Origin of the sequence: Mycolicibacterium cosmeticum (assembly GCF_000613185.1) — a bacterium.
Classification (GTDB): Bacteria; Actinomycetota; Actinomycetes; order Mycobacteriales; family Mycobacteriaceae; genus Mycobacterium; species Mycobacterium cosmeticum.
In genome coordinates, this window is sequence record NZ_CCBB010000002.1 from 156,166 (window position 1) to 177,056 (window position 20,891).

The following is a 20,891-nucleotide window of genomic DNA, read 5'->3' on the forward strand; positions in this document are numbered from 1 at the left end:
TGATAACGCTTCTGCCACAAGAGAATTGCCGGAAGGCGCGATGTGCGGCGAAGAATCGGATCTGTCCCCGGAACACGAGGACGCTGTTGCCTTCAGTATACCGGCGCGCGGCGGCCCTCATGAGGCCGTGATTTTTGCCCCATAATCGCTTCCCGCATGGGCGAAAACGGCTGAATGGGGGAATGGTGCCGGCTTATTCGTTGAATCTCGACACGGTCGATCTCGGCGCGCAGGCGCTGGTCGGCGGTAAGGCCGCCCGGCTGGGCGAACTCGCGCGCAACGGGTTTGCGGTGCCACCCGGGTTCTGTGTGACGGTGCAGGCATTCGATCGGTTCGTCACCGCCGTCCCGTCGCACGCCGCCCTGCTGGAGCGGTTGTCCGGGCTGGACGCCGACGACCACGACGCCATCGGCGCGCTGAGCGCACAACTGCGTGCGACCCTCGAAAGCGCTGCGATGCCAGCCGATATCGAGGCGGCGATCCGCGGCGCCGTGACCCGGCTGGGTGCGGAACGGCCTTGCGCGGTGCGTTCGAGTGCGACGGCCGAAGACCTGGCCACCGCATCGTTCGCCGGGCAGCAGGACTCCTACCTCGACGTAGTCGGGCACCGGGAGATCGTCGATCACGTCAAGCGCTGCTGGGCCTCGCTGTTCACCGACCGCGCGATCGGCTACCGGCTGCGTAATCGGTTCGACCACAGAGATATCCGGATGGCGGTGCTGGTGCAGCTGATGGTGCCCGCACAGGCCGCCGGTGTGCTGTTCACGGCCGATCCGGTATCGGGTAATCGGCGGGTGGCCACGGTGGAGGCCGTGTCCGGCCTCGGCGACGCCCTGGTTTCCGGCCGGGCCGACGCCGATCTGTACCGGGTACGCGACGCGACGGTCGAGACCGCCACACTCGCGGCCGGGCGGCCGGTGCTCACCGATGCCGACGTGCTCGGTCTGGTGCGGCTGGGCCGCCGCATCGAAGCGCACTTCGGCCATCCTCAGGACATCGAATGGTGCCTGCTCGACGGCGATTTCCACATCGTGCAGTCCCGGCCCATCACCACGCTGTTCCCCGTTCCCGAGGTCGACGACGAACGCACGCACGTCTTCGTCTCCGTGGGCCACCAGCAGATGATGACCGACGCGATGGCCCCGCTGGGCCTGTCCGTGTGGCAGTTGACCACCCGTCGGCCGATGGCCGAGGCCGGGGGCCGGCTCTTCGTCGACGTGACGGACGCGCTGCAGGTGCTTGGGAGCCGCGCTGCGCTGGTCGAGGGGTTCCTGCGATCGGACCCGCTGACCGGCGCTGCCCTGCAGAGCATCGCCGAACGCCTGGGCGTCGTCGGCGCGCAACCGGATCAGTCCGGTGCGCCGGGCGTGACCGAGCCGCCGACCGTCCCGGATCCGGCCACCGTCACCCGGCTGATCGAGCGGAGCCGGGCCGGCCTCGTGGCCCTCGAACGCGATATCGAACCGTTGTCGGGACCGGCACTCGTCGAGTTCATCATGGCGGATTTCGCCGAGCTGCAACGCATTCTGTTCACACCGGAGAGCGCCCAGGTGATCATGGCCGGGATGGACGCCGCCCACTGGCTCAACGACCACCTGCGGGACTGGCTGGGCGAGACGAACCCCGCCGACATCCTCACCCAGTCGGTGCCGTACAACGTGACATCGGAGATGGGGCTCGCGCTGCTCGACGTCGCGGACGCGATGCGGCCCCACCCGGATGTGGTGGCCTTACTGGCCGGCTGGCGCGACACCGACGGCGACGTGCTGGCCGGACTCGGCGACGTGCCGGGCGGGCGGCAGGCCCGGCACGCCCTGCAGGACTTCCTGGGCAGGTACGGCATGCGGTGCACCGGCGAGATCGACATCACCAGGCCGCGGTGGAGTGAACAGCCGTCGGCCCTGGTGCCGACGGTCCTGGCCAATATCGCGAATTTCGCACCGGGCGAGGCGCAGCGGCGCCTGGAAACGGGCCGCCGCCAAGCCGAGGCGAAGAAACGCGAACTGCTCGCCCGGTTGCGGGCGCTGCCCGACGGTACCGCCAAGGCCGCCGAGACCGAATCGATGATCGACCGGCTGCGCGCCTTCACCGGCTACCGCGAATATCCCAAGTACGGCATGGTGTGCCGGTATTTCGTCTACAAGCGGGCCCTGCTGGGCGAGGCACAGCGCCTCGTGGGGGCCGGTGTCCTGCGTGCCCCCGACGACGCCTACTACCTCAGACTGCAGGAGTTGCACGAGGTCTGCCGCACCCACCGGGTGGACGAGCGGCTCATCGAGGAACGCAAGGCGGCGTTGCGCAGCTATCAGCGGCTGCGGCCACCGCGGGTACTCACCTCCGAAGGAGAAGTGGTGATCGGTGCCTACCAGCGGAGCGGCCTGCCGTCCGGTGCACTGCCGGGTCTTGCCGTGTCGGCCGGGACGGTGGAGGGACGCGCGCGCGTCGTGACGGACTTCGCCTCGGCCCGGCTGGCGGCCGGTGACATCTTGGTCACCGCATACACCGATCCCAGCTGGACGCCGCTGTTCGTCGGGATCGGCGGACTGGTGACCGAGGTGGGCGGGCTGATGACCCACGGCGCGGTGATCGCCAGGGAATACGGGCTACCCGCCGTCGTCGGCGTCGAGGGCGCCACGACGCGGATCCGGGACGGACAACGGATCCGGGTGGCCGGCACCGAGGGTTACGTCGAGGTGCTGGCCTGACCGATCGCCGCTAGCGTCCCGGCGGCGCCAGCCGGTACACCGCGTCGGCGTAGTCGTCGGTGACATACACCGCACCGTCGGGTCCCACGACCGCCGAAACCGGTCGGCCCCAGCGGGTTCCGTCGGCGGACTGGAAACCGCCGACCAGGGTCTGCGCGGTGCCCAGCGTGCCGGACCGCCATGGCAGAAACGCCACCTCCGGGGCGCGCGGCGGCCGGCGGTTCCACGATCCGTGCACGCCGAGCAAGGCCCCGGTGGTGTAGGGGGCGGGCAGCGCGCCGTCGGTGAAACTCATGCCCAGCGGCGCGGCATGCGCACCGATGGTCTGCTCGACGGGCGGCAGCGCCGCGCAGTCCAGCGCACCGCCGTCCGCGTTGGTCTGGACATCGCGGACGAACGGGGCGTCGGCCGGTCCGCCGACCGGATGGCAGTACGGCCAGCCAAGTTCGCGGCCGGGAGTGAGCCGGGCGATGGCCTCCGGCGGGTTCTCCGCGACGTACTCCGCGTCGACCTGCCCGGTGGCCGGGTCGGCGATGTTGTCCCGGTTGTTCACCGCCGTCCAGATCGACCCGTCGGGCGCGGTCGCCAGGCCGGTGCCGTTGCGGACCCCGGTGGCGTACACCGTGGCCGGACCACCACTGGGCGGCACCCGCATGATGGTGGCCCGCGGCGGGCTGGCCGTCCGGTCGTGGGCTGAGATGTTGCCGGTCGATCCGATCGAGAAGTACACGGCCCCATCGGGTCCCACGGTGACGCTCTTGAGGGCGTGCGAGTAGGCGCCGCGTAGATCGGGGCTGCGGGCGTCGGGCAGGCCGGTGGCGACCGGGCGTGGGTTGGTCGCGGCGCCGTCCCGGTAGTCGTAGGCGGTGACCTGGTTGCTCTCGGCGACCAGCAGGGTGGAACCGGTGAAGGCCAGGCCGTGCGGTTGGGTGAGCCCCTCCAGCAGTGGCGTGCCGGCGCCGCCGGCCACCGTGACGATCTGGCCGGTGCTGGGCAGCGACACCAGCAGCCGCCCGTCCGGTGCCCAGGCGGCCAGCCGGGCCTTGGGCACCCTGGCCCATACCGACATCGTCCATCCCGGCGGCACGAGTGCCTGCCGGGCGGTGTCGAAGGGCCGCTGGTCCAGGCCGGCGGGGACGGTGACGGTGACGGGTACCAGGCCGGCCGGCGCGGCGGCGGGGGCGGCCGGGCTTGGCACCGGTGCACCGCCACCGGACCGGACCTCGCCGCAGCCGGTCAGCAGCCCCGCTACCGCGAGGCTGCACAACAGCTTCCGGCTATGCCGCCAACCCGGCATGCATCTCCCAGACCAGGATTTCGGAGGCGGTGGTGGCGGTGACACGCTGCCCGCCGGTGGCCGTCAGCCTGGCGGCGTCGCCCTCCTGCAGGCCGCCCGCACCTTCCAGGACCACCTCGCCCCGCGGCACGAACAGGTGCAGGTACTGCGCCTCGGGCAGCTGCACCGAATCACCGGGTTGCAGCCGGGCCCCGTGCAGGGCGGCGAACCGGTTGGCGATGCTGATGGCGGTGTTGTTGCGGTGCTCGGGCATCCCGGAGGCGATGGTCACCAGTCCGCCGCTCAGCAGTTCGTCGTCGATTTCCAGCTGCTGGTAGCCGGGGGTGATGCCGGCCTGGTCGGGCAGCACCCACATCTGTACGAAATGCACCGGCTCCGAATGGGTCTCGCCGCCGGTCAGGTTCCAGGAGTCGTTCTTCTCCGAGTGCAGGATGCCGCGCCCGGCCGACATGCGCTGAGCCAGGCCGGGATAGATGACGCCGGAGTGGCCGGTGGAATCCTGGTGCACCAGCGACCCGCGCAGCACCCAGGTGACGATTTCCATGTCCCGGTGCGGGTGGGTATCAAATCCAGCACCCGGCGCGACCCGGTCGTCGTTGTTGACCAGCAGCAGACCGTGATGCGTGTTGGCGGGGTCGTAGTGGTCGCTGAACGAGAACGAGTGCTTGGAGTCCAGCCACGAGATCTTGGTGGCCGCCCGGTCACCGGCGCGGCGGATGTCGATGGTTGCGGTGCTGCTCATGGTTCTCCTTGCGATTCGATGCCAGCCTAGGTGCCGGTACTGGACACCACAACATAGATGATGTGTCATGTATTCCGTGTGGCTGAACGACGACCAGCAGCGCATCTGGCGCGACTACCTGACCATGACCTCCCGGCTGCAGGCCGCGATGAACCGGCAGCTGCAGGCCGACTGCGGGCTGTCGCTGGCCGACTACGAGGTACTGGTCGCGCTGGAGGAACGCCCGGGCTGCCGGATGAACGAGCTCGGTGAGCGGCTCGGCTGGGAGCAGAGTCGGGTGTCGCATCAGCTGCGCCGGATGACCGACCGGGCCCTGGTGGCCCGGCACGGGGCCGAGGGTGACCGCCGTGGGGTGACGGTGGAGATCACCGCCACCGGCCGCCAGGCCCTGGCCGCCGCGGCGCCCGGACACGTCGCCCTGGTACGCGAGGTGCTGTTCGACGGGATGAGCGCGGGGCAGACCGCGGCGGTCGGGCGCTGGCTGGCCCGCGCACTGGACCGTCTCGATGGGGCAGATGGGGCAGACTGAGCCGGTGGCAGCCGTGCACGCCCTGGCCCGGGCCGAACGCGAGGCCTTCGCCGACCTGCTGGACGGCCTGACCGCCGAGCAGTGGGATGCCGCCAGCCTCTGTGCCGGGTGGACCGTGCGCGATGTCGTGGTACACACCATTGCCTACCTGGACCAGAGTCGGATGGCATTGGCCCGCAGCATGTTTGCCACACGGTGGAACGTCGATCGGCTGAACGCCGACGCCCTGGCCGAGCACCGCCTGCTGTCGCCGGCCCGGCTCGCCGAACTGATGCGCCAGGACGCCCGGCCGGCGGGCGCCGGCGCGCTGTACGGCGGCCGGGTGGCGCTGATCGAATGCCTGATCCATCAACAGGACATCCGCAGGCCACTGCGGCTGCCCCGGGTGGTCGATCCCGCTGCGCTGTACGCCGCGCTCCGCTACGCCAGGGCGAGCCCGGTGATCGGCGCGGCCCGGCGCACCCGCGGGCTGCGGCTGGAGGCCACCGATCTGGACTGGGCCGCCGGGCGCGGGCCGCAGGTGCGGGGCGCCGCCGAGGCGCTGCTGCTGGCGATGACCGGCCGGGCCGCGCACGTGCGCGCCGAGCTGTCCGGTGCCGGGGTGGAATTGCTGCGCTGAGCGGAGTCAGGCCAGCTTCAGCTCGGCGAGCCGTTGGCGCAGGGTGCGCACGTGCTCGGTCACCACGTCGCGGGTGCCCGCCCCGCCGGCCAGCAGCGCCTCGATCAGCTGGTCGTCGTCGCGACTGCCGTCGAGCAGTGGCAGCAGCTGCCGATCCAGCGGCTCCAGCGGCACCGTTTCGTGCCAGCGGTTGAAGGTGGCCGCGTCGCCGGTATTGCTGGTCAATTCCGCTGCGCGCCTGGCGCATTCGGCGATACGCGGCATGGCGCCCAGCGGGTCGGGGCGCACCGGGTCCAGCCGGTAATGGGCTTGGCCCTGCATCACCAGCACACTGGTCAGATCGTCGAGGTGGGCGGCCAGGTCCGGACTCGGCTGCGTTCCCGCGTCGAGCAGCCGCTCGTGGGTGGCGGCCACCAGTTCATCGTGCGACACCGTCCACGGCCAGCGCGTGCCGAGCACCTCCAGCGCCGCTTTGATCGCCGGTGCGTTGGTGAACAGCGTGGCCCCGTCGGCCTGCCGGAACTCCTGGCGGGAATCATCCAGCCGCACCGGTCCGTCGATCGGTGGCACCAGCGCCGCCAGGTGCAACCGGCGCAACCGGTCGGCCGTCGGGTTGTAGTCGATCTGCTGTGCCCGTTCGGCGGGCACGAACAGGGACTGCCGGAAGGTGCGGTTGGTGACGAAGTCCAGGTATTGCTCCACCAGCACCTGAGCGGTGACGCCATTGGCGGCCAGATATTCGGCGACCTTCGGGCCGTGGTTGGCCGGGATCATCACCTCCGGGCGCGCCTCGCCCAGATAGGCCAGCCCGTGCGCGTTCGCCCTGGCGAGTACCTCGTAGAAGTAGCGCGGCGTGTTGAACGCCTCGAGCTCGTCGTGCAGCAGATACGAGTCGCCGAAACCCTCGTCGGCCGCCCGCCACTCGGCCAGGATGGCCGCCAGCACACCCTCAGCCGGGGCCACCTCCGCCAGGAAGTCGGCCATGCCACGGGCCTGGCGCACCTTGTCCTCCGGGGCCTGGCTGGCGCCGGCGGCCAGCAGCATGGCGTCGCGCACGACCTCCTTGGTCTTCCAGCCCGGGTACACGTTGTAGCTCAGGTAGGCGACGCCGTCGGCGGTCAGGCCGGTGCGGACCGCGGCCAGCAGCGCTTCGGCGACCTCGTCGGGCACCCAGCTGTACACGCCGTGGGCGACGATGTAGTCGAACCTGCCCAGCGCGGCCAGGTCCATCCGGGCGATGTCGCCGGCGATCAACCGCAGGTTCTCGATGCCCAGCGCCTGCAGCCGGGCGCGTCCGGCCTCGATCTGGACCTCGGAGAGGTCGATGCCCACCACCTCGGCGTCCGGATGGGTTGCGGCGAACGGCACGATGTTGCCGCCGGCGGCGCACCCGATCTCGAGCACCCGCGCGGTCGCGACGGCCGGCGGCTGCAGCCCGAACAGATGCGCCACCGCGGCCAGCGTGCCCGGCGCGGATTGCGGGAACGAATTCGAGACGTACGGGGTCTCGTCGTAGTCGGAACGAAGCATGTCGATGGCGGTCAATGCCACAACTCCTGTCTGTGCCCACGCAAAACTGCGCGGCACGGTACGCGGTGCAGGTGAACTCTCCGTGCCGCGCCCGACCCACCGGTGGATAGGCCTTAGTCTGTCGTCGTGGATATCAATGGAGCTAGTGCAATCGTCACCGGTGGCGCGTCGGGTATCGGCGCGGCCAGCGCACGCCAGCTGGCGGCCAAGGGCGCCAGGGTTGTCGTCGCGGACCTGAACGCCGAAAAAGGGCAGGAACTCGCGCACGAGATCGGCGGCGTCTTCGTCACCGTCGACGTCACCAACACCGACCAGATCATCGACGCCGTGAACACCGCCGTCGACCTCGGCCCGCTGCGCGCCCTGGTGAACTCCGCGGGCATCGGCTGGGCCCAGCGCACCATCGGCAAGGACGGGCAGTTCGAGTCGGCGCACAACCTGGACGTCTACAAGAAGGTGCTGGCGATCAACCTGGTCGGCACCTTCGACTGCATCCGGCTGGCCGCCACCGCGATGAGCCGCAACGAGCCCACCGACACCGGCGAGCGCGGCGCAATCGTCAACCTGACCAGCGTCGCGGCGTTCGACGGCCAGATCGGCCAGGCCGCCTACAGCTCGTCCAAGGGCGGGGTCGTGGGCCTGACCCTGCCGGTCGCCCGCGACCTGGCCGCCGTGGGCATCCGGGTGAACACCGTGGCGCCCGGCCTGATCGACACCCCCATCTACGGCGAGGGCGAGGCGTCCGAAGCCTTCAAGGCCAAGCTCGGTGAGTCGGTGCTGTTCCCGCACCGCCTCGGCAAGCCCGAGGAGCTGGCCTCGATGGTCATCGAGCTGATCACCAACTCCTACATGAACGCCGAGGTCGTCCGCGTCGACGGCGGCATCCGGATGCCACCCAAGTAACCCGGTTCACGCGAAGGGCCCCGCGCCAGCGGGGCCCTTTTGCGTGTCTAGCTTACCAGTCCGACTCGTCGAAGCGGATCACACCTCGAATGTTGTTGCCGTCCAGCATGTCCTGGTAGCCGGAGTTGATGTCCTCGAGCTTGTAGGTCCGGGTGATCATGTCGTCGATGTTGAGCAGGCCGGACTTGTACAGCGCCACCAGCCGCGGGGTTTCGACGTGGCTACTGCCGCCGCCGAAGATGTTGCCCTTCAACGTCTTCTGCAACATGGTGAACAGGAACAGGTTCAGCTTCACGTCGGCGTCGAGCATCGAGCCCATGCCCGTCACCACGCAGGTGCCGGTCTTGGCCGTCAGGATCATCGCCTCTTCGATGTACTCACCCTTCATCTCGCCGACGGCGATGATCACCTTGTCGGCCATCAGGCCGTAGGTGGTGTCGATGACGGGCGCGATGGCCTCGGCCATCGACGGGTAGACGTGGGTGGCGCCGAACTTGATGGCCTGTTCGCGCTTCCATTCGTTCGGGTCGATGGCGATGACATGCTTGGCGCCCGAGATCACCGCGCCCTGCAGGGCGCTCATCCCGATACCGCCCACGCCGACGATGATGACGGTCTCGCCCGGCTTGACCTCGGCGACATTGGTGGCCGAACCGAACCCGGTGGGCACGGCGCAGCCCATGATGGCCGCGGTCTCGAACGGGATGTCCTTGTCGATCTTGACGACCGAATCCTTGTGCACCGTCATATAGGGCGCGAAGGTGCCCAGCAGGTTCATCGGCGACACCTCGCGGGATCCCGCGTGGATGCGGTTGGTGCCGTCGGCGATGGCCTTCCCGCCGAGCAGCACGGCCCCGCGGTCGCACAGCGAGCGGAAGCCCTTCAGGCACGGAGGACACTGCCCGCACGCGGGGATGAACGCGAGGATGACGTGGTCGCCCTCCTCGATGCCCGTGACGTTCTTGCCCACCTTGGTGACCACGCCCGCGCCCTCGTGGCCGCCCAGGGCGGGCAGGCCGATCGGGGTGGCCCCGGTGGTGATGTGGTAGTCGGAATGGCACATGCCCGCGGCATGCATGCGGATCTGGACCTCGTCGGCGACGGGGTCGCCGAGCTCGATCTCATCGACTTTGAACGGCGAATTGAGTTCCCACAGCAGGGCGCCCTTGGTCTTCATGGCTTGCGATCATAGAACAGGTTTCAGATTATGTGCTAGCACCACCTGTGACCTGCAGTTTCGATGGCTTCGATGATTCGACATGGGAGGCCCGGTCTATACCGGTGACCAGTTTTTTCGCCGACGAGAGGTGACTCCCATGACGAAGATCGACGCGCGCATCGTCCCCAACCTGTGGTTCGACCGGGAGGCCGAGGAAGCCGTCGCGCACTACATCGCCGCCTTCGGCGGCAACGGCCGGATCGTCACCACCATCGCCGCGCACCCGGCCGCGCCGTCACCGCAGGATGTCCCGTTGGTGGTCGAATTCGAACTCGCCGGCCAGCGGTTCGTCGGGATCAACGGCGGTCCGCAGTTCAGCTTCACCGAAGCGGTGTCACTGGAGGTGCGTGTCACCGGGCAGGACGAGCTCGACCGGGTCTGGGCCGCCCTGGTAGAGGGCGGGTCCGAGCTGCCCTGCGGATGGCTCAAGGACAAGTACGGGCTGGCCTGGCAGATCACCCCGACCGAGTACTACGACCTGCTCGACGAGGGCGACGCCGCGGCCAACGACCGGCTGATGAACGCGGTGATGGCCACCATCGGGAAGTTCGACATCGCGGCGCTGCAGGCGGCGGTACGGGGCGAGGGCTGAGTGTCGGGTTGAGTCACGTGGCGCGGCATTTGCCGTGCCCGAACCCGACATTCGGTCTCATCCCCAGTCACGGATTCATCCACACGGACCGACTTCCGGCGCGGCGGGCACGCGTGCTCGGTCGGTCCCGGCGACGACATTGTTGCCATGAACGTCGCCATGGACCCCGCATTGCCGTTCCTCGGGACCGAGGCCCGCTCGGCCGGACTCGTCACCAAACGCACGCTGCGCAGTCGGCACCGCCTGATCTATCGCAACGTCTATCTGCCCAACGGCGTGGAACTGACGCCGGTGCGCCGTGCCATCGCGGCGTGGCTCTGGTCGGATCGCCGCGCGGTGGTGTCCGGGATGTCGGCCGCGGCGCTGCTCGGCTCGAAGTGGATCGACGGGGACACTCCCGCGGAGTTGACTCGGCGCGGGGCAGCCGACGCCGACGGGATCGTCATCCATCGCGAGGTGTTGCGCGGTGACGAGGTGATGACGGTTCGCGGCATACCGGTGACGACGCCGGCCCGCACCGCCTTCGATCTGGGCCGCCGCCTCGAGCGTGTCCCGGCCGTGACGGCGTTGGATGCGCTGGCCCAGGCTTCGGGTGTGGGTGCACACGATGTCGCTGCGCTCGCCGACAGGCACCGCGGAATGCGCGGGCTCCTGGGGCTGCGCGAGGCGCTGTCGCTGATGGACGGTGGCGCGGAATCACCCCAGGAGACGAGAACCAGGCTGGTGCTGCTCGACGCGGGTCTGCGACAGCCGCGCACACAGATCGTGGTGCGGAACGCTCATGGCGATTTCGTGGCGCGCCTGGACATGGGATGGGACGAGTTCAAGGTCGGCGTCGAATACGACGGTGCGCAGCACTGGACCGATCCTGTCCAGCGCACCCGGGACATCGACCGATCGGCCGAGCTTTCGGCACTGAAGTGGACGATCGTCCGCGTCAGCGCGGATCTGCTGCGTCGCCGCCCGCACGTCGTGGTGACGCGGATCCGCTCGGCCCTGCGGAACGCCGGCTGCCCATGGGTCGGCGATTCACCCGAGTGTCGGCCTGGGGCACGCTGAGGCGAAGAACGCGGGCCCGAACCCGACATTCAGAGCGCCGCGGGCAGCCCGAAGGTCTCGAACAGGCGAGGCTCCATGAACGCCACCACGTGGGCGATACCGCCCGGCGTGATGTCCAGGACGTGCAGCTGGAACGCCTCGTGCACGTCGGTCTCCGGGTTGCGCATGTACATCGCCGCCGCGGGCTGGCCGTTGGCGGTGGTCGCGATGAACCGCATATCGCCGGGACGCTCGGCCGGGCACTTGTGCTTGGAGAGCAGGCCGATGGCCTCCGGGCCGCGGTACCAGGTGTCGAACGGCGGCATCTCCCAGATCGCCTCGTCGGTGAACAGCGTCACCAGCTTGTCGATGTCGTAAGCCTCGAACGCCGAGATATAGCGGCGCAGCTGCTCCTGCGCCTCGGGGGAATCGGGCGCCGACAACGTGTCGTCCTGGCTGGGACCCACCTCGTCGAGCTGGGCGCGGGCCCGCTGCAGCAGGCTGTTCACCGCGGCCGTCGACGAACCGATCGCGTCGGCGACTTCGGCTGCCCGCCATTGCAATACGTCACGCAACACCAGCACGGCCCGCTGCCGCGGGGACAGGTGCTGCAACGCCGCGACGAAGGCCAGCCGCACCGACTCCCTGGACTCGACCACCTCGGCGGTGTCCGGGAGCGGTTCGAGCCAGGGCACCTCGTGATGTTCGAGGATCTCGGTGGTCGGGTCGGCGCTGTCGGTGCCCAGGCCGGAGGGGAGCGGCCGGCGCTGCTTGTTCTCGATGGCCGTCAGGCAGGTGTTGGTGGCGATGCGGTACAGCCACGTGCGGGCCGACGATTTGCCCTCGAACCCGTCATAGGACTTCCACGCCCGCAGGAATGTCTCCTGCACCAGATCCTCGGCATCGTGCACGGAGCCGGTCATCCGGTAGCAGTGCGCGAGCAGCTCGCGCCGGTACTGCTGCGCGTCGGCGAGGAACGCGTCGGGGGAATCCGCCTTCGCGGAACGGCCTGCCATATCTGTGAGGACGCTCACGCATGCGAGCTTACGCACCGGCACCGACAAACGTGGGCCCTCGCGCCCTCCGATTGCGGCGGCCCCCCGTTAGGCTCGTCGGGTGGCCACCACACGCACTGAACGTAGCTTCGACGGTGTCGGAGGCACCCGCATCGTCTACGACGTCTGGACCCCGGGTGTAGAGCCGAATGGCGTCGTCGTGCTGTGCCACGGCTACGCCGAGCATGCCCGCCGCTACGACCACGTCGCGCAGCGGTTCGGCGAGGCCGGGCTGCTCACCTACGCCCTCGACCTGCGCGGGCACGGCCGCTCCGGCGGCAAGCGCGTCTACCTCAAGGACATCTCCGAGTACACCGAGGACTTCCACCACCTGGTCGGCATCGCCACCGCGGCGCACCCGGAACTCAAGCGGGTGGTACTCGGGCACAGCATGGGCGGCGGCGTCGTGTTCTCCTACGGCGTCGAACATCCCGACGACTACGCGGCGATGGTGCTGTCCGGGCCCGCCGTGTACGCGCAGGACGCGGTGTCGCCGGTGATGGTCGCGGTGGCCAAGGTGGTCGGCAGCGTGTTGCCCGGCCTGCCCGTCGAGGACCTGCCCGCCGACGCCGTGTCGCGGGACCCGCAGGTGGTGGCCGCCTACGAGGCCGACCCGCTGGTGCATCACGGCAAGCTGCCCGCCGGGATTGCCAAGGCGCTCATCGGTATCGGCGAGACCATGCCGCAGCGGGCGTCGGCACTGACCGCCCCGCTGCTGGTGGTGCACGGCGGGCAGGACAAGCTCGTCCCGGTGGCAGGCAGCGAACGGCTGGTGGAGTGCGTGGCGTCGCAGGACGTCAATCTCAAGGTCTACCCCGAGCTGTACCACGAGGTGTTCAACGAACCCGAGCGCGCGCTGGTGCTCGATGACGTGACCACCTGGATCGAGACCCGGTTGTGAGGCGGATCCTCCTGGCGCTGCTGGCCCTGGCGGCTACCGCGCTGCTGGTCGGCGGCTGCTCGGCGGAGAAGAACACCGAGCCCACCGGATGGGTGGACGAGGACGTCAGCTTCGACGCCGACGGCCTGACGATCCACGGCACGTTCCGGCACCAGGGCACCCCGGGCCCGGCGGCCCTGCTGATCTCCGAGAGCGGCCAGACCGATCGCAACGGCGACAACGCGGTGGCCGGCCCGGTCGGCAATATGCGGCAGCTCGCCGAGTACCTGTCCGGGCACGGTATCGCGACACTGCGCTACGACAAGGTCGGCACCGGCCGGACCGGCCTGGGCAAGTACAAGGACCACCCCACCGAGGTGGGCAGTGCGGTGTACACCGCGGGTGCCCGCGCGGCGATCCGGTTCCTGGCCGGGCGGCCCGGCGTCGACCCCGCCAAGCTGTCGGTCTATGCCTTGGGCGAGGGCACGATCCATGCGATGACCCTGGCCGCCGATGGCGCTGTTGCGGGTTCGGACACGCCCAAGATCCACGCGCTGGGGTTGTTCCAGCCGTTGTCCGGCCGGTACCTGGACATCATCACCGGGCGGGTGCACGCCGATGTGGACGCCGCCGTCAGCTCGGGCGCCAAGACCCGCGAGCAGGCCGACGCCGTCGTCGCCGCCTGGAACGCCGCGGTGACCCAGGCCAGGACGCAGCGCACCGCCCCGGACAAGCTGCCGGAGGGTCTTTCGGCAATCCTCAACGCGCAGAACGTCAAAGCCGTCGTCGAGGCCGACGCCATCGATCCGGTGGCCCTGGCCGCCAAGGTTCCCGCCGCCACACCGGTGCTGCTGACCTGCTCCGACGCCGACAACCAGGCCGGCTGCCCGGACGAGCAGACGCTGATCGGCGCGCTGGCCCACACCGCGCTCACCGTGGTCCGGCTCAAGGGCGTCAACCATGTGCTGCGCGACGATCCCAGCGACAACGTCGCGAACTACGCGAAGCAGGCGCCATTATCCCCGCAGTTGACCGATGCGCTGAACACTTTTGTGACGAAATAGGTTGTCGGACTGAGCGGTTAGCCTGAGGAACATGAGCGACAAGATGCTGGCGCGGATCGCGGCCCTGCTGCGCCAGGCCGAGGGCACCGACAACGCGCACGAGGCGGAGGCCTTCATGGCGGCCGCCCAGCGGCTGGCCACCGCGACGTCCATCGACCTGGCGGTGGCCCGGGCGCATTCGGCGCAGCGCACCAAGGCCCAGCTGCCCGAACAGCGCACCATCACCATCGGGCCGGCCGGCACCAAGGGCCTGCGCACCTACGTGCAGCTGTTCGTGGTCATCGGGCTGGCCAACGACCTGAAATGCGATGTGGCGACCAATTCCACGTATGTCCAGGCGTACGGGTTCGCCGAGGACATCGACGCCACGCACGCGCTATACGCCAGCCTGGTTACCCAGATGGTCAAGGCCTCCGAGGCGTACATCAACTCGGGTGCGCACCGGCCGACGCCGACCATCACCGCGCGGCTGAACTTCCAGCTGGCGTTCGGTGCCAGGGTGGGGCAGCGGCTGGCAGAAGCCAAGGCGGAGGCCGAACGCGAAGCCGACCGCCAGGACCGGCCGGGCACGGCGCTGGCCTTGCGCAACAAGGATCTTGAGCTCAGGTCGTTCTACCGGGAGACGTCGTCGGCGCGGGGCACCTGGCGGGCCAGCAGCGCCTCGGCGGGCTACTCGTCGGCCGCGCGGCGTGCCGGTGACCGGGCCGGCAAGCGGGCCCGGCTGGGGCCCAGCCAGGAGCTGCCGGGTGCCCGCACCCCGCTGAGACCGTGACCCGCACCATGACGCCATGACCGACCGCGATGCCCAGCGCGCGAAAGTGTATGCCGCCGAAGGGTTCGTCCGGACCATGTTCGACCGCGCCGCCCAACGCGGTAACGGCGCGATCGACTTCTTCGGCACCCAGCTGACGCTGCCGCCGGAGGCCCGGTTCGCGTCGCTGGACGCGGTGCGCCGCTACGTCGACGAGGTGCTGGCGTTGCCCGCCGTGCGGGAACGCTGGCCGGGTGCCGGGCCGGTGTTGGTGCGGGCCCGGCGTGGATTGACGGCCGCGCATTACGAGGCGGACACCGCGACCATGGCGGTGCCGGACCGGCACGCCACCTGGGCGTTACGGGAACTCGTTGTGCTGCACGAGCTTGCGCACCACCTCTGCGCCGACGGCGCACCGCACGGGCCCGAGTTCGTCGCCACCTTCGGTGAGCTGGCCGGCGCCGTGATGGGACCGGAGGTGGCGCATGTGTTGCGAGTGGTCTATGCCAAGGAAGGGGTGCGTTGATGGCCGATCCGGTAGCGGTGGACGCGTTGTTCGGGGAATTGTTGGCAACCGAGGATGATGCGTTGCGGGCGGCGCGCGAGTCCACGGCGGCGGAATCCATGCCCGCCATCGAGGTGTCGGCCCAGCACGGCCGTCTGCTGCACCTGCTGGCCCGGATTCGCGGCGCCCGCCGGGTGCTGGAAATCGGCACGCTGGCCGGTTATTCCACGATCTGTCTGGCCCGCGGCGCCGGACCGGACGGGCGGGTGGTGTCGCTGGAGTTCGACCCACGGCATGCCGAGGTCGCCCGCCGGAATCTGCAGCGCGCGGCGGTGGCCGACCGGGTCGAGGTGGTCGTCGGTGCGGCACTGGACACGTTGCCCACGCTGTCGGGCCCGTTCGACTTCTTCTTCATCGACGCCGACAAGGAGAACAACAGCGCCTACGTCGAATGGGCGGTCCGGCTCGCCGAACCGGGCGCGGTGATCGTCGTCGACAATGTCACCCGGATGGGCCGGGTGCTGGAGCCGGCGGCGGATGACGCGCAGGCCCGCGGGGTGCGCGACATGCTGGCCATGATGGGCCGTCACCCCCGGCTGGACACCGCCGCCATCCAGACCGTCGGAACCAAAGGCTGGGACGGGTTCGCGATCGCCGTCGTCAGATAGCTCCGTGAAATGAGCGGGGTGAGAGGGCTACTTGGCCCGCTGGGCCAACCGGGCCGAGTCGTAGATCAGGATCGTCTTGCCCTGCAACTTGATCCAGCCGCGCTGGGCGAAATCCGACAACGCCTTGTTCACCGTCTCCCGGGACGCGCCGACCAGCTGGGCCAGCTCCTCCTGGGTGAGTTCGTGCGTGACGTGCAGGACGTTGCCCTCCTGCTTCCCGAACCGCATCGCGATGTCGAGCAGCTGCTTGGCCACCCGGCCGGGCACATCGGTGAAGATCAGGTCCGACAGGGCGCTGTTGGTGCGGCGCAGGCGGCGGGCCAACACCCGCAGTAGCTGCTCGGCGATCTCCGGGCGGCCCATCACCCAGGCATGCAGGGCCTCGCGGTCCATGCTGACCGCCTTCACCTCGGTCAGCGCGGTGACCGTGGAGGTGCGCGGACCCGGGTCGAACAGCGCGAGCTCGCCGAACATGTCCGACGGGCCCATCACGGTGATCAGGCTCTCCCGGCCGTCGACGGTGCGCCGCCCGATCTTCACCTTGCCCTCGATGATGATGTAGAGCCGGTCGCCGGGCTCGCCTTCGACGAAGACGGTCTGCCCGCGGGAGAACGAGATCTGCTGCAGCTGCGCGATCAGAGCGGCGGCAGCATCGGGCGTCACGCCCTGGAAGATGCCGGACCGCGCGAGAACGTCGTTCACTCAAGACTCTTTCCGTGCATCTCAATGCTGTGTTGTTGTGGGCCAACTCTCGTTGTCACCCTACATGAGACACGGACCACCGAACTGTCTGCGAGCGTGCGCAAAATGCCAGCGCGTGCGGCGTGTCGCCGTGCAGACACGCACGCTCGCGTGGATCAGGAACACACGGCGCCGGTGGCGGCCGAACCGACCAGCTTGGTGTACTTGGCCAGCACACCGGTCTTGTAGACCGGCGGCAGCGGCTCGAAACCGGCCTTGCGGGCCTCGAATTCGGCCTCGTCGACGAGCACGTCCAGGGTGCCGTTGGCCACGTCGAGACGGATCCGGTCACCGTCGCGGACGAAGGCGATCGGCCCGCCGTCGACGGCCTCCGGGGCGATGTGCCCGACGCACAGGCCCGTCGTGCCGCCGGAGAACCGGCCGTCGGTCATCAGCAGCACATCCTTGCCCAGGCCCGCGCCCTTGATGGCGCCGGTGATCGCGAGCATCTCGCGCATACCCGGGCCGCCCTTGGGGCCCTCGTAGCGGATGACGACGACGTCGCCGTGCGTGATGGTGCCGTCCTCGAGCGCGTCCAGCGCGGCCCGCTCCCGCTCGAAAACCCTTGCCGTGCCCTCGAACACGTCGGAGTCGAAACCGGCCGACTTCACCACCGCGCCCTCCGGCGCGAGCGAGCCGTGCAGGATCGTGATGCCGCCGGTCGGATGGATCGGATTGCTCATCGCCCGCAACACCTTGCCGTCCGGGTCCGGCGGCTCGATGTGGGCGAGGTTCTCCGCCATGGTCTTACCGGTTACGGTCAGGCAATCCCCGTGCAGCAGGCCGGCATCCAGCAGCGCCTTCATCACCACCGGCACCCCGCCGATCTCGTCGACGTGCTTCATCACGTGCCGGCCGAACGGCTTGACGTCGGCCAGGTGCGGCACCTTCTGGCCGATGCGGGTGAAATCGGCCAGGGTCAGGTCGACCTGCGCCTCCCAGGCGATGGCCAGCAGGTGCAGCACCGCGTTGGTGGAGCCGCCGAACGCCATCACCACGGCGATGGCGTTCTCGAAGGCCTCCTTGGTCAGGATGTCGCGCGCGGTGATCCCGCGGCGCAGCATCTCCACCACAGCCTCACCGGACTTGCGGGCGAACTCTTCGCGGCGCTTGTCGACGGCCACCGGAGAGGCGCTGCCGGGCAACGACATACCGAGTGCCTCGGCGGCCGAGGCCATGGTGTTGGCGGTGTACATGCCGCCGCAGGCGCCCTCACCGGGACAGATGGCGCGCTCGATGATGTCGACGTCCTCGCGGGACATCAGCCCGCGCGCGCACGCCCCGACCGCCTCGAAGGCGTCGATGATGGTGACTTCCTTCTCGGTGCCGTCGGTGAGCCTGGCGACGCCGGGCATGATCGAGCCGTTGTAGAAGAAGACGCTCGCCAGGTTCAGCCGGGCGGCGGCCATCAGCATGCCGGGGATCGATTTGTCGCAGCCGGCCAGCAGCACCGAACCGTCCAGGCGCTCGGCCTGCATCACCGTCTCGACGCTGTCGGCGATGACCTCGCGGGACACCAGTGAGAAGTGCATGCCCTCATGGCCCATCGAGATGCCGTCGGACACCGAGATGGTGCCGAACTCCAGCGGGTAGCCCCCCGCTTCGTGCACGCCGGCCTTGACCTGCTGGGCCAGCCGCTGCAGTGACATGTTGCAGGGGGTGATCTCGTTCCAGGACGAGCCGACGCCGATCTGCGGTTTGGCCCAGTCGTCGTCGCCCATGCCGACCGCGCGCAGCATGCCGCGGGCGGCCGTCTTCTCCAGGCCGTCGGTGACGTCGCGGCTGCGGGGCTTGATGTCGGGAGAACCGGAAGGAGCGTCTGAGGGCATGGCGTAAGTATGCCTTCGGGGTCGTTACCGGCCCAAACCACATTCGCATACCCCGCCGGGGTACCCGGTACGCTGGTGGAGTGCGTGTTCTGGTCTCGGTAGCCCTGCTCGGGGGCGCGCTGCTGCTGGCGGGTTGCTCGGAGGGATCCGAGCCGGCGCCCACATCTGCCGGCGCGGCTCCGGTGAGCACCGACGCGGCCGCGGGCAGCAACGCGCAGGACACCACCTTCGGGGCCGAGCTGCTGCAGTCACAGCAGCAAGCCATCGCGCTGGCCGGGCTGGCCGAGCAACGCGCCGCCAACCCCGCGCTGGTCGCCCTCGCCAAGGTCATCGCCACCGGGCAGCAGGGCGAGAGCGACACCATCAAGGCGCTGATGGTGCAGTGGAGCGACGGTTCGGGCCCGCCGGCCGCGCCCGGTGCGCCGGACCCGGCCACACTGAGCCGGCTGGAGTCGCTGCGGGGGCCGGAGTTCGACACACTGTGGGTGCAGTCGATGACCGGCCTGCACCGCGGCGCGATCGGCCTGGCCCAGGCGGAGATCAGTGGCGGGCGCAACGTCGACGCGCAAACGCTGGCGAAATCGGTCCTGACCACGCGTCAGGCGCAGGTGCAACAGATGCAGCAGATGGTGGGGTGACAGATGGACGATTCGAACGCCGTCGAGCACGGCTATTCGCCGCAGAAGGACAATTACGCCAAGCGGCTGCGGCGCATCGAAGGCCAGGTTCGCGGTATCGCCAGGATGATCGAGGACGACAAGTACTGCATCGACATCCTCACCCAGATCAGCGCCGTCAACAGTGCCCTGCAGTCCGTGGCGCTCGGCCTGCTCGACGAGCACCTGGGGCACTGTGTCACCCAGGCGGTGGCCGAGGGCGGCCAGGAGGCGGACGCCAAACTGGCCGAGGCGTCGGCGGCCATCGCCCGGCTGGTCCGGTCCTGAACCCGCCCTGGATCGGCGCCGTCGCCGACCACTGCAAACATCACAGCGTGTAACGCCGCGCGCCGCGGCCACGATCAAACACCCAGGTCAGTGGCGGCGGCCGGGCGGCGATGAGGGGTCTGCCCGGCCTCGCCAGGGTTAATGGGGGTTCGCCGCTGTGCCAGACTGGACCGCAGAAATGTACTGGAGGTGACGCATGTCGCAGCGGACGAGACGCAGACTCGCCAGCGCGATTCTCGCGGCCGGAGTGGTCGCCGGATGGACGATCGGCAGCCCGGCTGCCTGGGCCGATCCCGAGGTCGCCCCCGATCCCGGAGTGGTCGACGCGCCCCCCGCGCCGGCGCCGCCGCCACCGCCGGACCCGTTCGCCTTCCCGCCGCCGGCGGACCCGTTCGCGCCGCCGCCACCGCCACCCGGCGATCCGCTGGCCCCGCCGCCGGCCGATCCGCTGGCTGCCCCGCCGCAGCCGTTCAACCCGTTCGCCCCGCCGGCGGTCATCCCCGAGGGCACCCCGGCCGGGCAGAACCCGCTGCCGTACACCGGCGAACCGGTGTTCGCGCCGCCGTCGTTCAACCCGACCAACGGGGCGATCGCCGGTGCTGCCAAGCCGATCTACATCAACTTCGCCCGGCCGATCGCCAACCGGCAGCTGGCCCAGGACGCGGTGCACATCTCGTCGGTGCCGCCGGTGCCCGGTCGCTTCTACTGGACCACCGACACCCAGCTGCGCTGGCGCCCGCTGGCGTTCTGGCCGGCCGGCACCGTCGTCAACATCGACGCCGGGGGCACCAAGTCCAGCTTCCGGGTGCCCGAGCAGCTGATCGCGACCGTCGACGACGCCACCCACACCATGACGGTGACCCGCAACGGCAAGGTGGAGAAGACCTTCCCGGTGTCGATGGGCCGCCCCGACGGCAAGCACGAGACCAAGAACGGCACCTACTACGTGCTGGAGAAGTTCCCGGACATCGTCATGGACTCGTCCACCTACGGGGTGCCGGTAGATTCCGCCGAGGGCTACAAGCTCAAGGTGCAGGACGCCGTGCGCATCGACAACAGCGGCATCTTCGTGCACAGCGCGCCGTGGTCGGTGGGCGATCAGGGCAAGCGCAACGTCAGCCACGGCTGCATCAACCTGAGCCCGGCCAACGCCCAGTGGTTCTACGACAACTTCGGCAGCGGTGACGCCGTGGTGGTGAAGAACTCCAAGGGCACCTACAACGCGCCCGACGGGGCGTCGGACTGGCAGATGTTCTAGCCCCAGACACCAGACTCCCCGC

21 protein-coding genes are annotated in these 20,891 nt (G+C 69.5%); 14 read left to right on the forward strand and 7 right to left on the reverse strand.

Translation table 11 applies throughout. The features are described 5' to 3' along the window. Positions 1-182: 182 nt before the first annotated feature. On the forward strand, positions 183-2,705 hold the full coding sequence (locus BN977_RS16050; protein WP_036399525.1) for a phosphoenolpyruvate synthase: 2,523 nt from the start codon (positions 183-185) through the stop codon (positions 2,703-2,705). 10 nt (positions 2,706-2,715) lie between these two features. Here the strand turns inward: BN977_RS16050 and BN977_RS16055 are convergent, their stop codons facing one another. Both BN977_RS16055 and BN977_RS16060 read right to left on the reverse strand, forming a co-directional pair. Then, a complete protein-coding gene (locus BN977_RS16055; protein ID WP_036399528.1) occupies positions 2,716-4,002 on the reverse strand; it encodes a PQQ-dependent sugar dehydrogenase in 1,287 nt (428 codons plus the stop codon). Further along, the gene (locus tag BN977_RS16060; RefSeq protein ID WP_036399531.1) at positions 3,983-4,744 is read right to left on the reverse strand and encodes a pirin family protein; all 762 of its coding nucleotides are present in this window, start codon (positions 4,742-4,744) and stop codon (positions 3,983-3,985) included. Before BN977_RS16060 ends, BN977_RS16055 begins: the two co-directional genes overlap by 20 nt. A gap of 67 nt (positions 4,745-4,811) precedes the next feature. Between BN977_RS16060 and BN977_RS16065 the strand changes: the two genes are divergently transcribed. Both BN977_RS16065 and BN977_RS16070 read left to right on the forward strand, forming a co-directional pair. After that, positions 4,812-5,273 (forward strand): MarR family winged helix-turn-helix transcriptional regulator, encoded by a 462-nt coding sequence (locus BN977_RS16065; protein WP_036399533.1) that lies wholly within the window; start codon positions 4,812-4,814, stop codon positions 5,271-5,273. A 4-nt stretch (positions 5,274-5,277) separates the two neighbouring features. Next, complete coding sequence (locus tag BN977_RS16070) at positions 5,278-5,892, forward strand: maleylpyruvate isomerase family mycothiol-dependent enzyme (RefSeq protein ID WP_036400336.1); 615 nt, start codon at positions 5,278-5,280, stop codon at positions 5,890-5,892. 6 nt (positions 5,893-5,898) lie between these two features. Here the strand turns inward: BN977_RS16070 and BN977_RS16075 are convergent, their stop codons facing one another. Beyond that, the gene (locus BN977_RS16075) at positions 5,899-7,443 is read right to left on the reverse strand and encodes a class I SAM-dependent methyltransferase (RefSeq protein ID WP_131590147.1); all 1,545 of its coding nucleotides are present in this window, start codon (positions 7,441-7,443) and stop codon (positions 5,899-5,901) included. A gap of 105 nt (positions 7,444-7,548) precedes the next feature. Between BN977_RS16075 and BN977_RS16080 the strand changes: the two genes are divergently transcribed. Then, positions 7,549-8,325: an SDR family NAD(P)-dependent oxidoreductase gene (locus BN977_RS16080; protein WP_036399535.1), complete on the forward strand. Its 777-nt coding sequence runs from the start codon at positions 7,549-7,551 to the stop codon at positions 8,323-8,325. Between the two features lie 52 nt (positions 8,326-8,377). Here BN977_RS16080 and BN977_RS16085 read toward each other — a convergent pair whose 3' ends face one another. Further along, positions 8,378-9,502 carry an NDMA-dependent alcohol dehydrogenase gene (locus tag BN977_RS16085; protein WP_036399538.1) on the reverse strand — a complete coding sequence of 375 codons (1,125 nt, stop codon included), beginning with the start codon at positions 9,500-9,502 and terminating at the stop codon, positions 8,378-8,380. Positions 9,503-9,641: 139 nt separating this feature from the next. Between BN977_RS16085 and BN977_RS16090 the strand changes: the two genes are divergently transcribed. Further along, positions 9,642-10,136, forward strand: a complete 495-nt coding sequence (locus tag BN977_RS16090; RefSeq protein WP_036399540.1) for a VOC family protein — start codon at positions 9,642-9,644, stop codon at positions 10,134-10,136. 147 nt (positions 10,137-10,283) lie between these two features. After that, positions 10,284-11,195 (forward strand): type IV toxin-antitoxin system AbiEi family antitoxin, encoded by a 912-nt coding sequence (locus tag BN977_RS16095; protein ID WP_084172577.1) that lies wholly within the window; start codon positions 10,284-10,286, stop codon positions 11,193-11,195. 29 nt (positions 11,196-11,224) lie between these two features. Here BN977_RS16095 and BN977_RS16100 read toward each other — a convergent pair whose 3' ends face one another. Further along, complete coding sequence (locus BN977_RS16100) at positions 11,225-12,238, reverse strand: sigma-70 family RNA polymerase sigma factor (RefSeq protein WP_036399543.1); 1,014 nt, start codon at positions 12,236-12,238, stop codon at positions 11,225-11,227. A 52-nt stretch (positions 12,239-12,290) separates the two neighbouring features. On the opposite strand from BN977_RS16100, the gene BN977_RS16105 reads away from it, so the two are divergent. Genes BN977_RS16105 through BN977_RS16125 form a run of 5 tightly spaced genes read left to right on the forward strand, consistent with a single transcriptional unit; the run spans position 12,291 to position 16,097 of the window. Continuing rightward, positions 12,291-13,130 (forward strand): alpha/beta hydrolase, encoded by an 840-nt coding sequence (locus BN977_RS16105; protein WP_024454980.1) that lies wholly within the window; start codon positions 12,291-12,293, stop codon positions 13,128-13,130. Further along, complete coding sequence (locus tag BN977_RS16110) at positions 13,127-14,173, forward strand: alpha/beta hydrolase (RefSeq protein WP_084172579.1); 1,047 nt, start codon at positions 13,127-13,129, stop codon at positions 14,171-14,173. Before BN977_RS16105 ends, BN977_RS16110 begins: the two co-directional genes overlap by 4 nt. A 31-nt stretch (positions 14,174-14,204) precedes the next feature. After that, a complete protein-coding gene (locus BN977_RS16115) occupies positions 14,205-14,945 on the forward strand; it encodes a DUF2786 domain-containing protein (protein WP_024454982.1) in 741 nt (246 codons plus the stop codon). Positions 14,946-14,961: 16 nt separating this feature from the next. Continuing rightward, a complete protein-coding gene (locus tag BN977_RS16120; RefSeq protein ID WP_036399547.1) occupies positions 14,962-15,450 on the forward strand; it encodes a TIGR04338 family metallohydrolase in 489 nt (162 codons plus the stop codon). Next, complete coding sequence (locus BN977_RS16125; RefSeq protein WP_036399549.1) at positions 15,450-16,097, forward strand: O-methyltransferase; 648 nt, start codon at positions 15,450-15,452, stop codon at positions 16,095-16,097. The genes BN977_RS16120 and BN977_RS16125 overlap by 1 nt, the downstream gene beginning before the upstream one ends. A gap of 27 nt (positions 16,098-16,124) precedes the next feature. Here BN977_RS16125 and BN977_RS16130 read toward each other — a convergent pair whose 3' ends face one another. After that, entirely contained in the window at positions 16,125-16,799 is a 675-nt protein-coding gene (locus tag BN977_RS16130; protein WP_024454985.1) for a Crp/Fnr family transcriptional regulator, read from the reverse strand. A 155-nt stretch (positions 16,800-16,954) separates the two neighbouring features. Next, positions 16,955-18,667, reverse strand: a complete 1,713-nt coding sequence (gene ilvD / locus BN977_RS16135) for a dihydroxy-acid dehydratase (RefSeq protein WP_036399552.1) — start codon at positions 18,665-18,667, stop codon at positions 16,955-16,957. Between the two features lie 80 nt (positions 18,668-18,747). Between ilvD and BN977_RS16140 the strand changes: the two genes are divergently transcribed. The 3 genes from BN977_RS16140 to BN977_RS16150 all read left to right on the forward strand — a co-directional run bounded on the left by BN977_RS16140 (position 18,748) and on the right by BN977_RS16150 (position 20,869). Next, positions 18,748-19,305: a DUF305 domain-containing protein gene (locus BN977_RS16140; RefSeq protein ID WP_036399555.1), complete on the forward strand. Its 558-nt coding sequence runs from the start codon at positions 18,748-18,750 to the stop codon at positions 19,303-19,305. 3 nt (positions 19,306-19,308) lie between these two features. Next, positions 19,309-19,611 carry a copper-sensing transcriptional repressor RicR gene (gene ricR / locus BN977_RS16145; RefSeq protein ID WP_024454988.1) on the forward strand — a complete coding sequence of 101 codons (303 nt, stop codon included), beginning with the start codon at positions 19,309-19,311 and terminating at the stop codon, positions 19,609-19,611. Between the two features lie 196 nt (positions 19,612-19,807). Next, positions 19,808-20,869, forward strand: coding sequence for a L,D-transpeptidase (locus tag BN977_RS16150; protein WP_024454989.1), 1,062 nt, complete (start codon positions 19,808-19,810; stop codon positions 20,867-20,869). Positions 20,870-20,891: the final 22 nt, after the last annotated feature.

Coding starts and splice junctions, on each gene's coding strand:
- BN977_RS16095 (WP_084172577.1), top strand. CDS start 10,284: ATGAACGTCGCCATGGACCCCGCATTGCCGTTCCTCGGGACCGAGGCC.
- BN977_RS16085 (WP_036399538.1), bottom strand. CDS start 9,502: ATGAAGACCAAGGGCGCCCTGCTGTGGGAACTCAATTCGCCGTTCAAA.
- ilvD (WP_036399552.1), bottom strand. CDS start 18,667: ATGCCCTCAGACGCTCCTTCCGGTTCTCCCGACATCAAGCCCCGCAGC.
- BN977_RS16060 (WP_036399531.1), bottom strand. CDS start 4,744: ATGAGCAGCACCGCAACCATCGACATCCGCCGCGCCGGTGACCGGGCG.
- ricR (WP_024454988.1), top strand. CDS start 19,309: ATGGACGATTCGAACGCCGTCGAGCACGGCTATTCGCCGCAGAAGGAC.
- BN977_RS16050 (WP_036399525.1), top strand. CDS start 183: ATGGTGCCGGCTTATTCGTTGAATCTCGACACGGTCGATCTCGGCGCG.
- BN977_RS16115 (WP_024454982.1), top strand. CDS start 14,205: ATGAGCGACAAGATGCTGGCGCGGATCGCGGCCCTGCTGCGCCAGGCC.
- BN977_RS16055 (WP_036399528.1), bottom strand. CDS start 4,002: ATGCCGGGTTGGCGGCATAGCCGGAAGCTGTTGTGCAGCCTCGCGGTA.
- BN977_RS16120 (WP_036399547.1), top strand. CDS start 14,962: ATGACCGACCGCGATGCCCAGCGCGCGAAAGTGTATGCCGCCGAAGGG.
- BN977_RS16125 (WP_036399549.1), top strand. CDS start 15,450: ATGGCCGATCCGGTAGCGGTGGACGCGTTGTTCGGGGAATTGTTGGCA.
- BN977_RS16090 (WP_036399540.1), top strand. CDS start 9,642: ATGACGAAGATCGACGCGCGCATCGTCCCCAACCTGTGGTTCGACCGG.
- BN977_RS16150 (WP_024454989.1), top strand. CDS start 19,808: ATGTCGCAGCGGACGAGACGCAGACTCGCCAGCGCGATTCTCGCGGCC.
- BN977_RS16065 (WP_036399533.1), top strand. CDS start 4,812: ATGTATTCCGTGTGGCTGAACGACGACCAGCAGCGCATCTGGCGCGAC.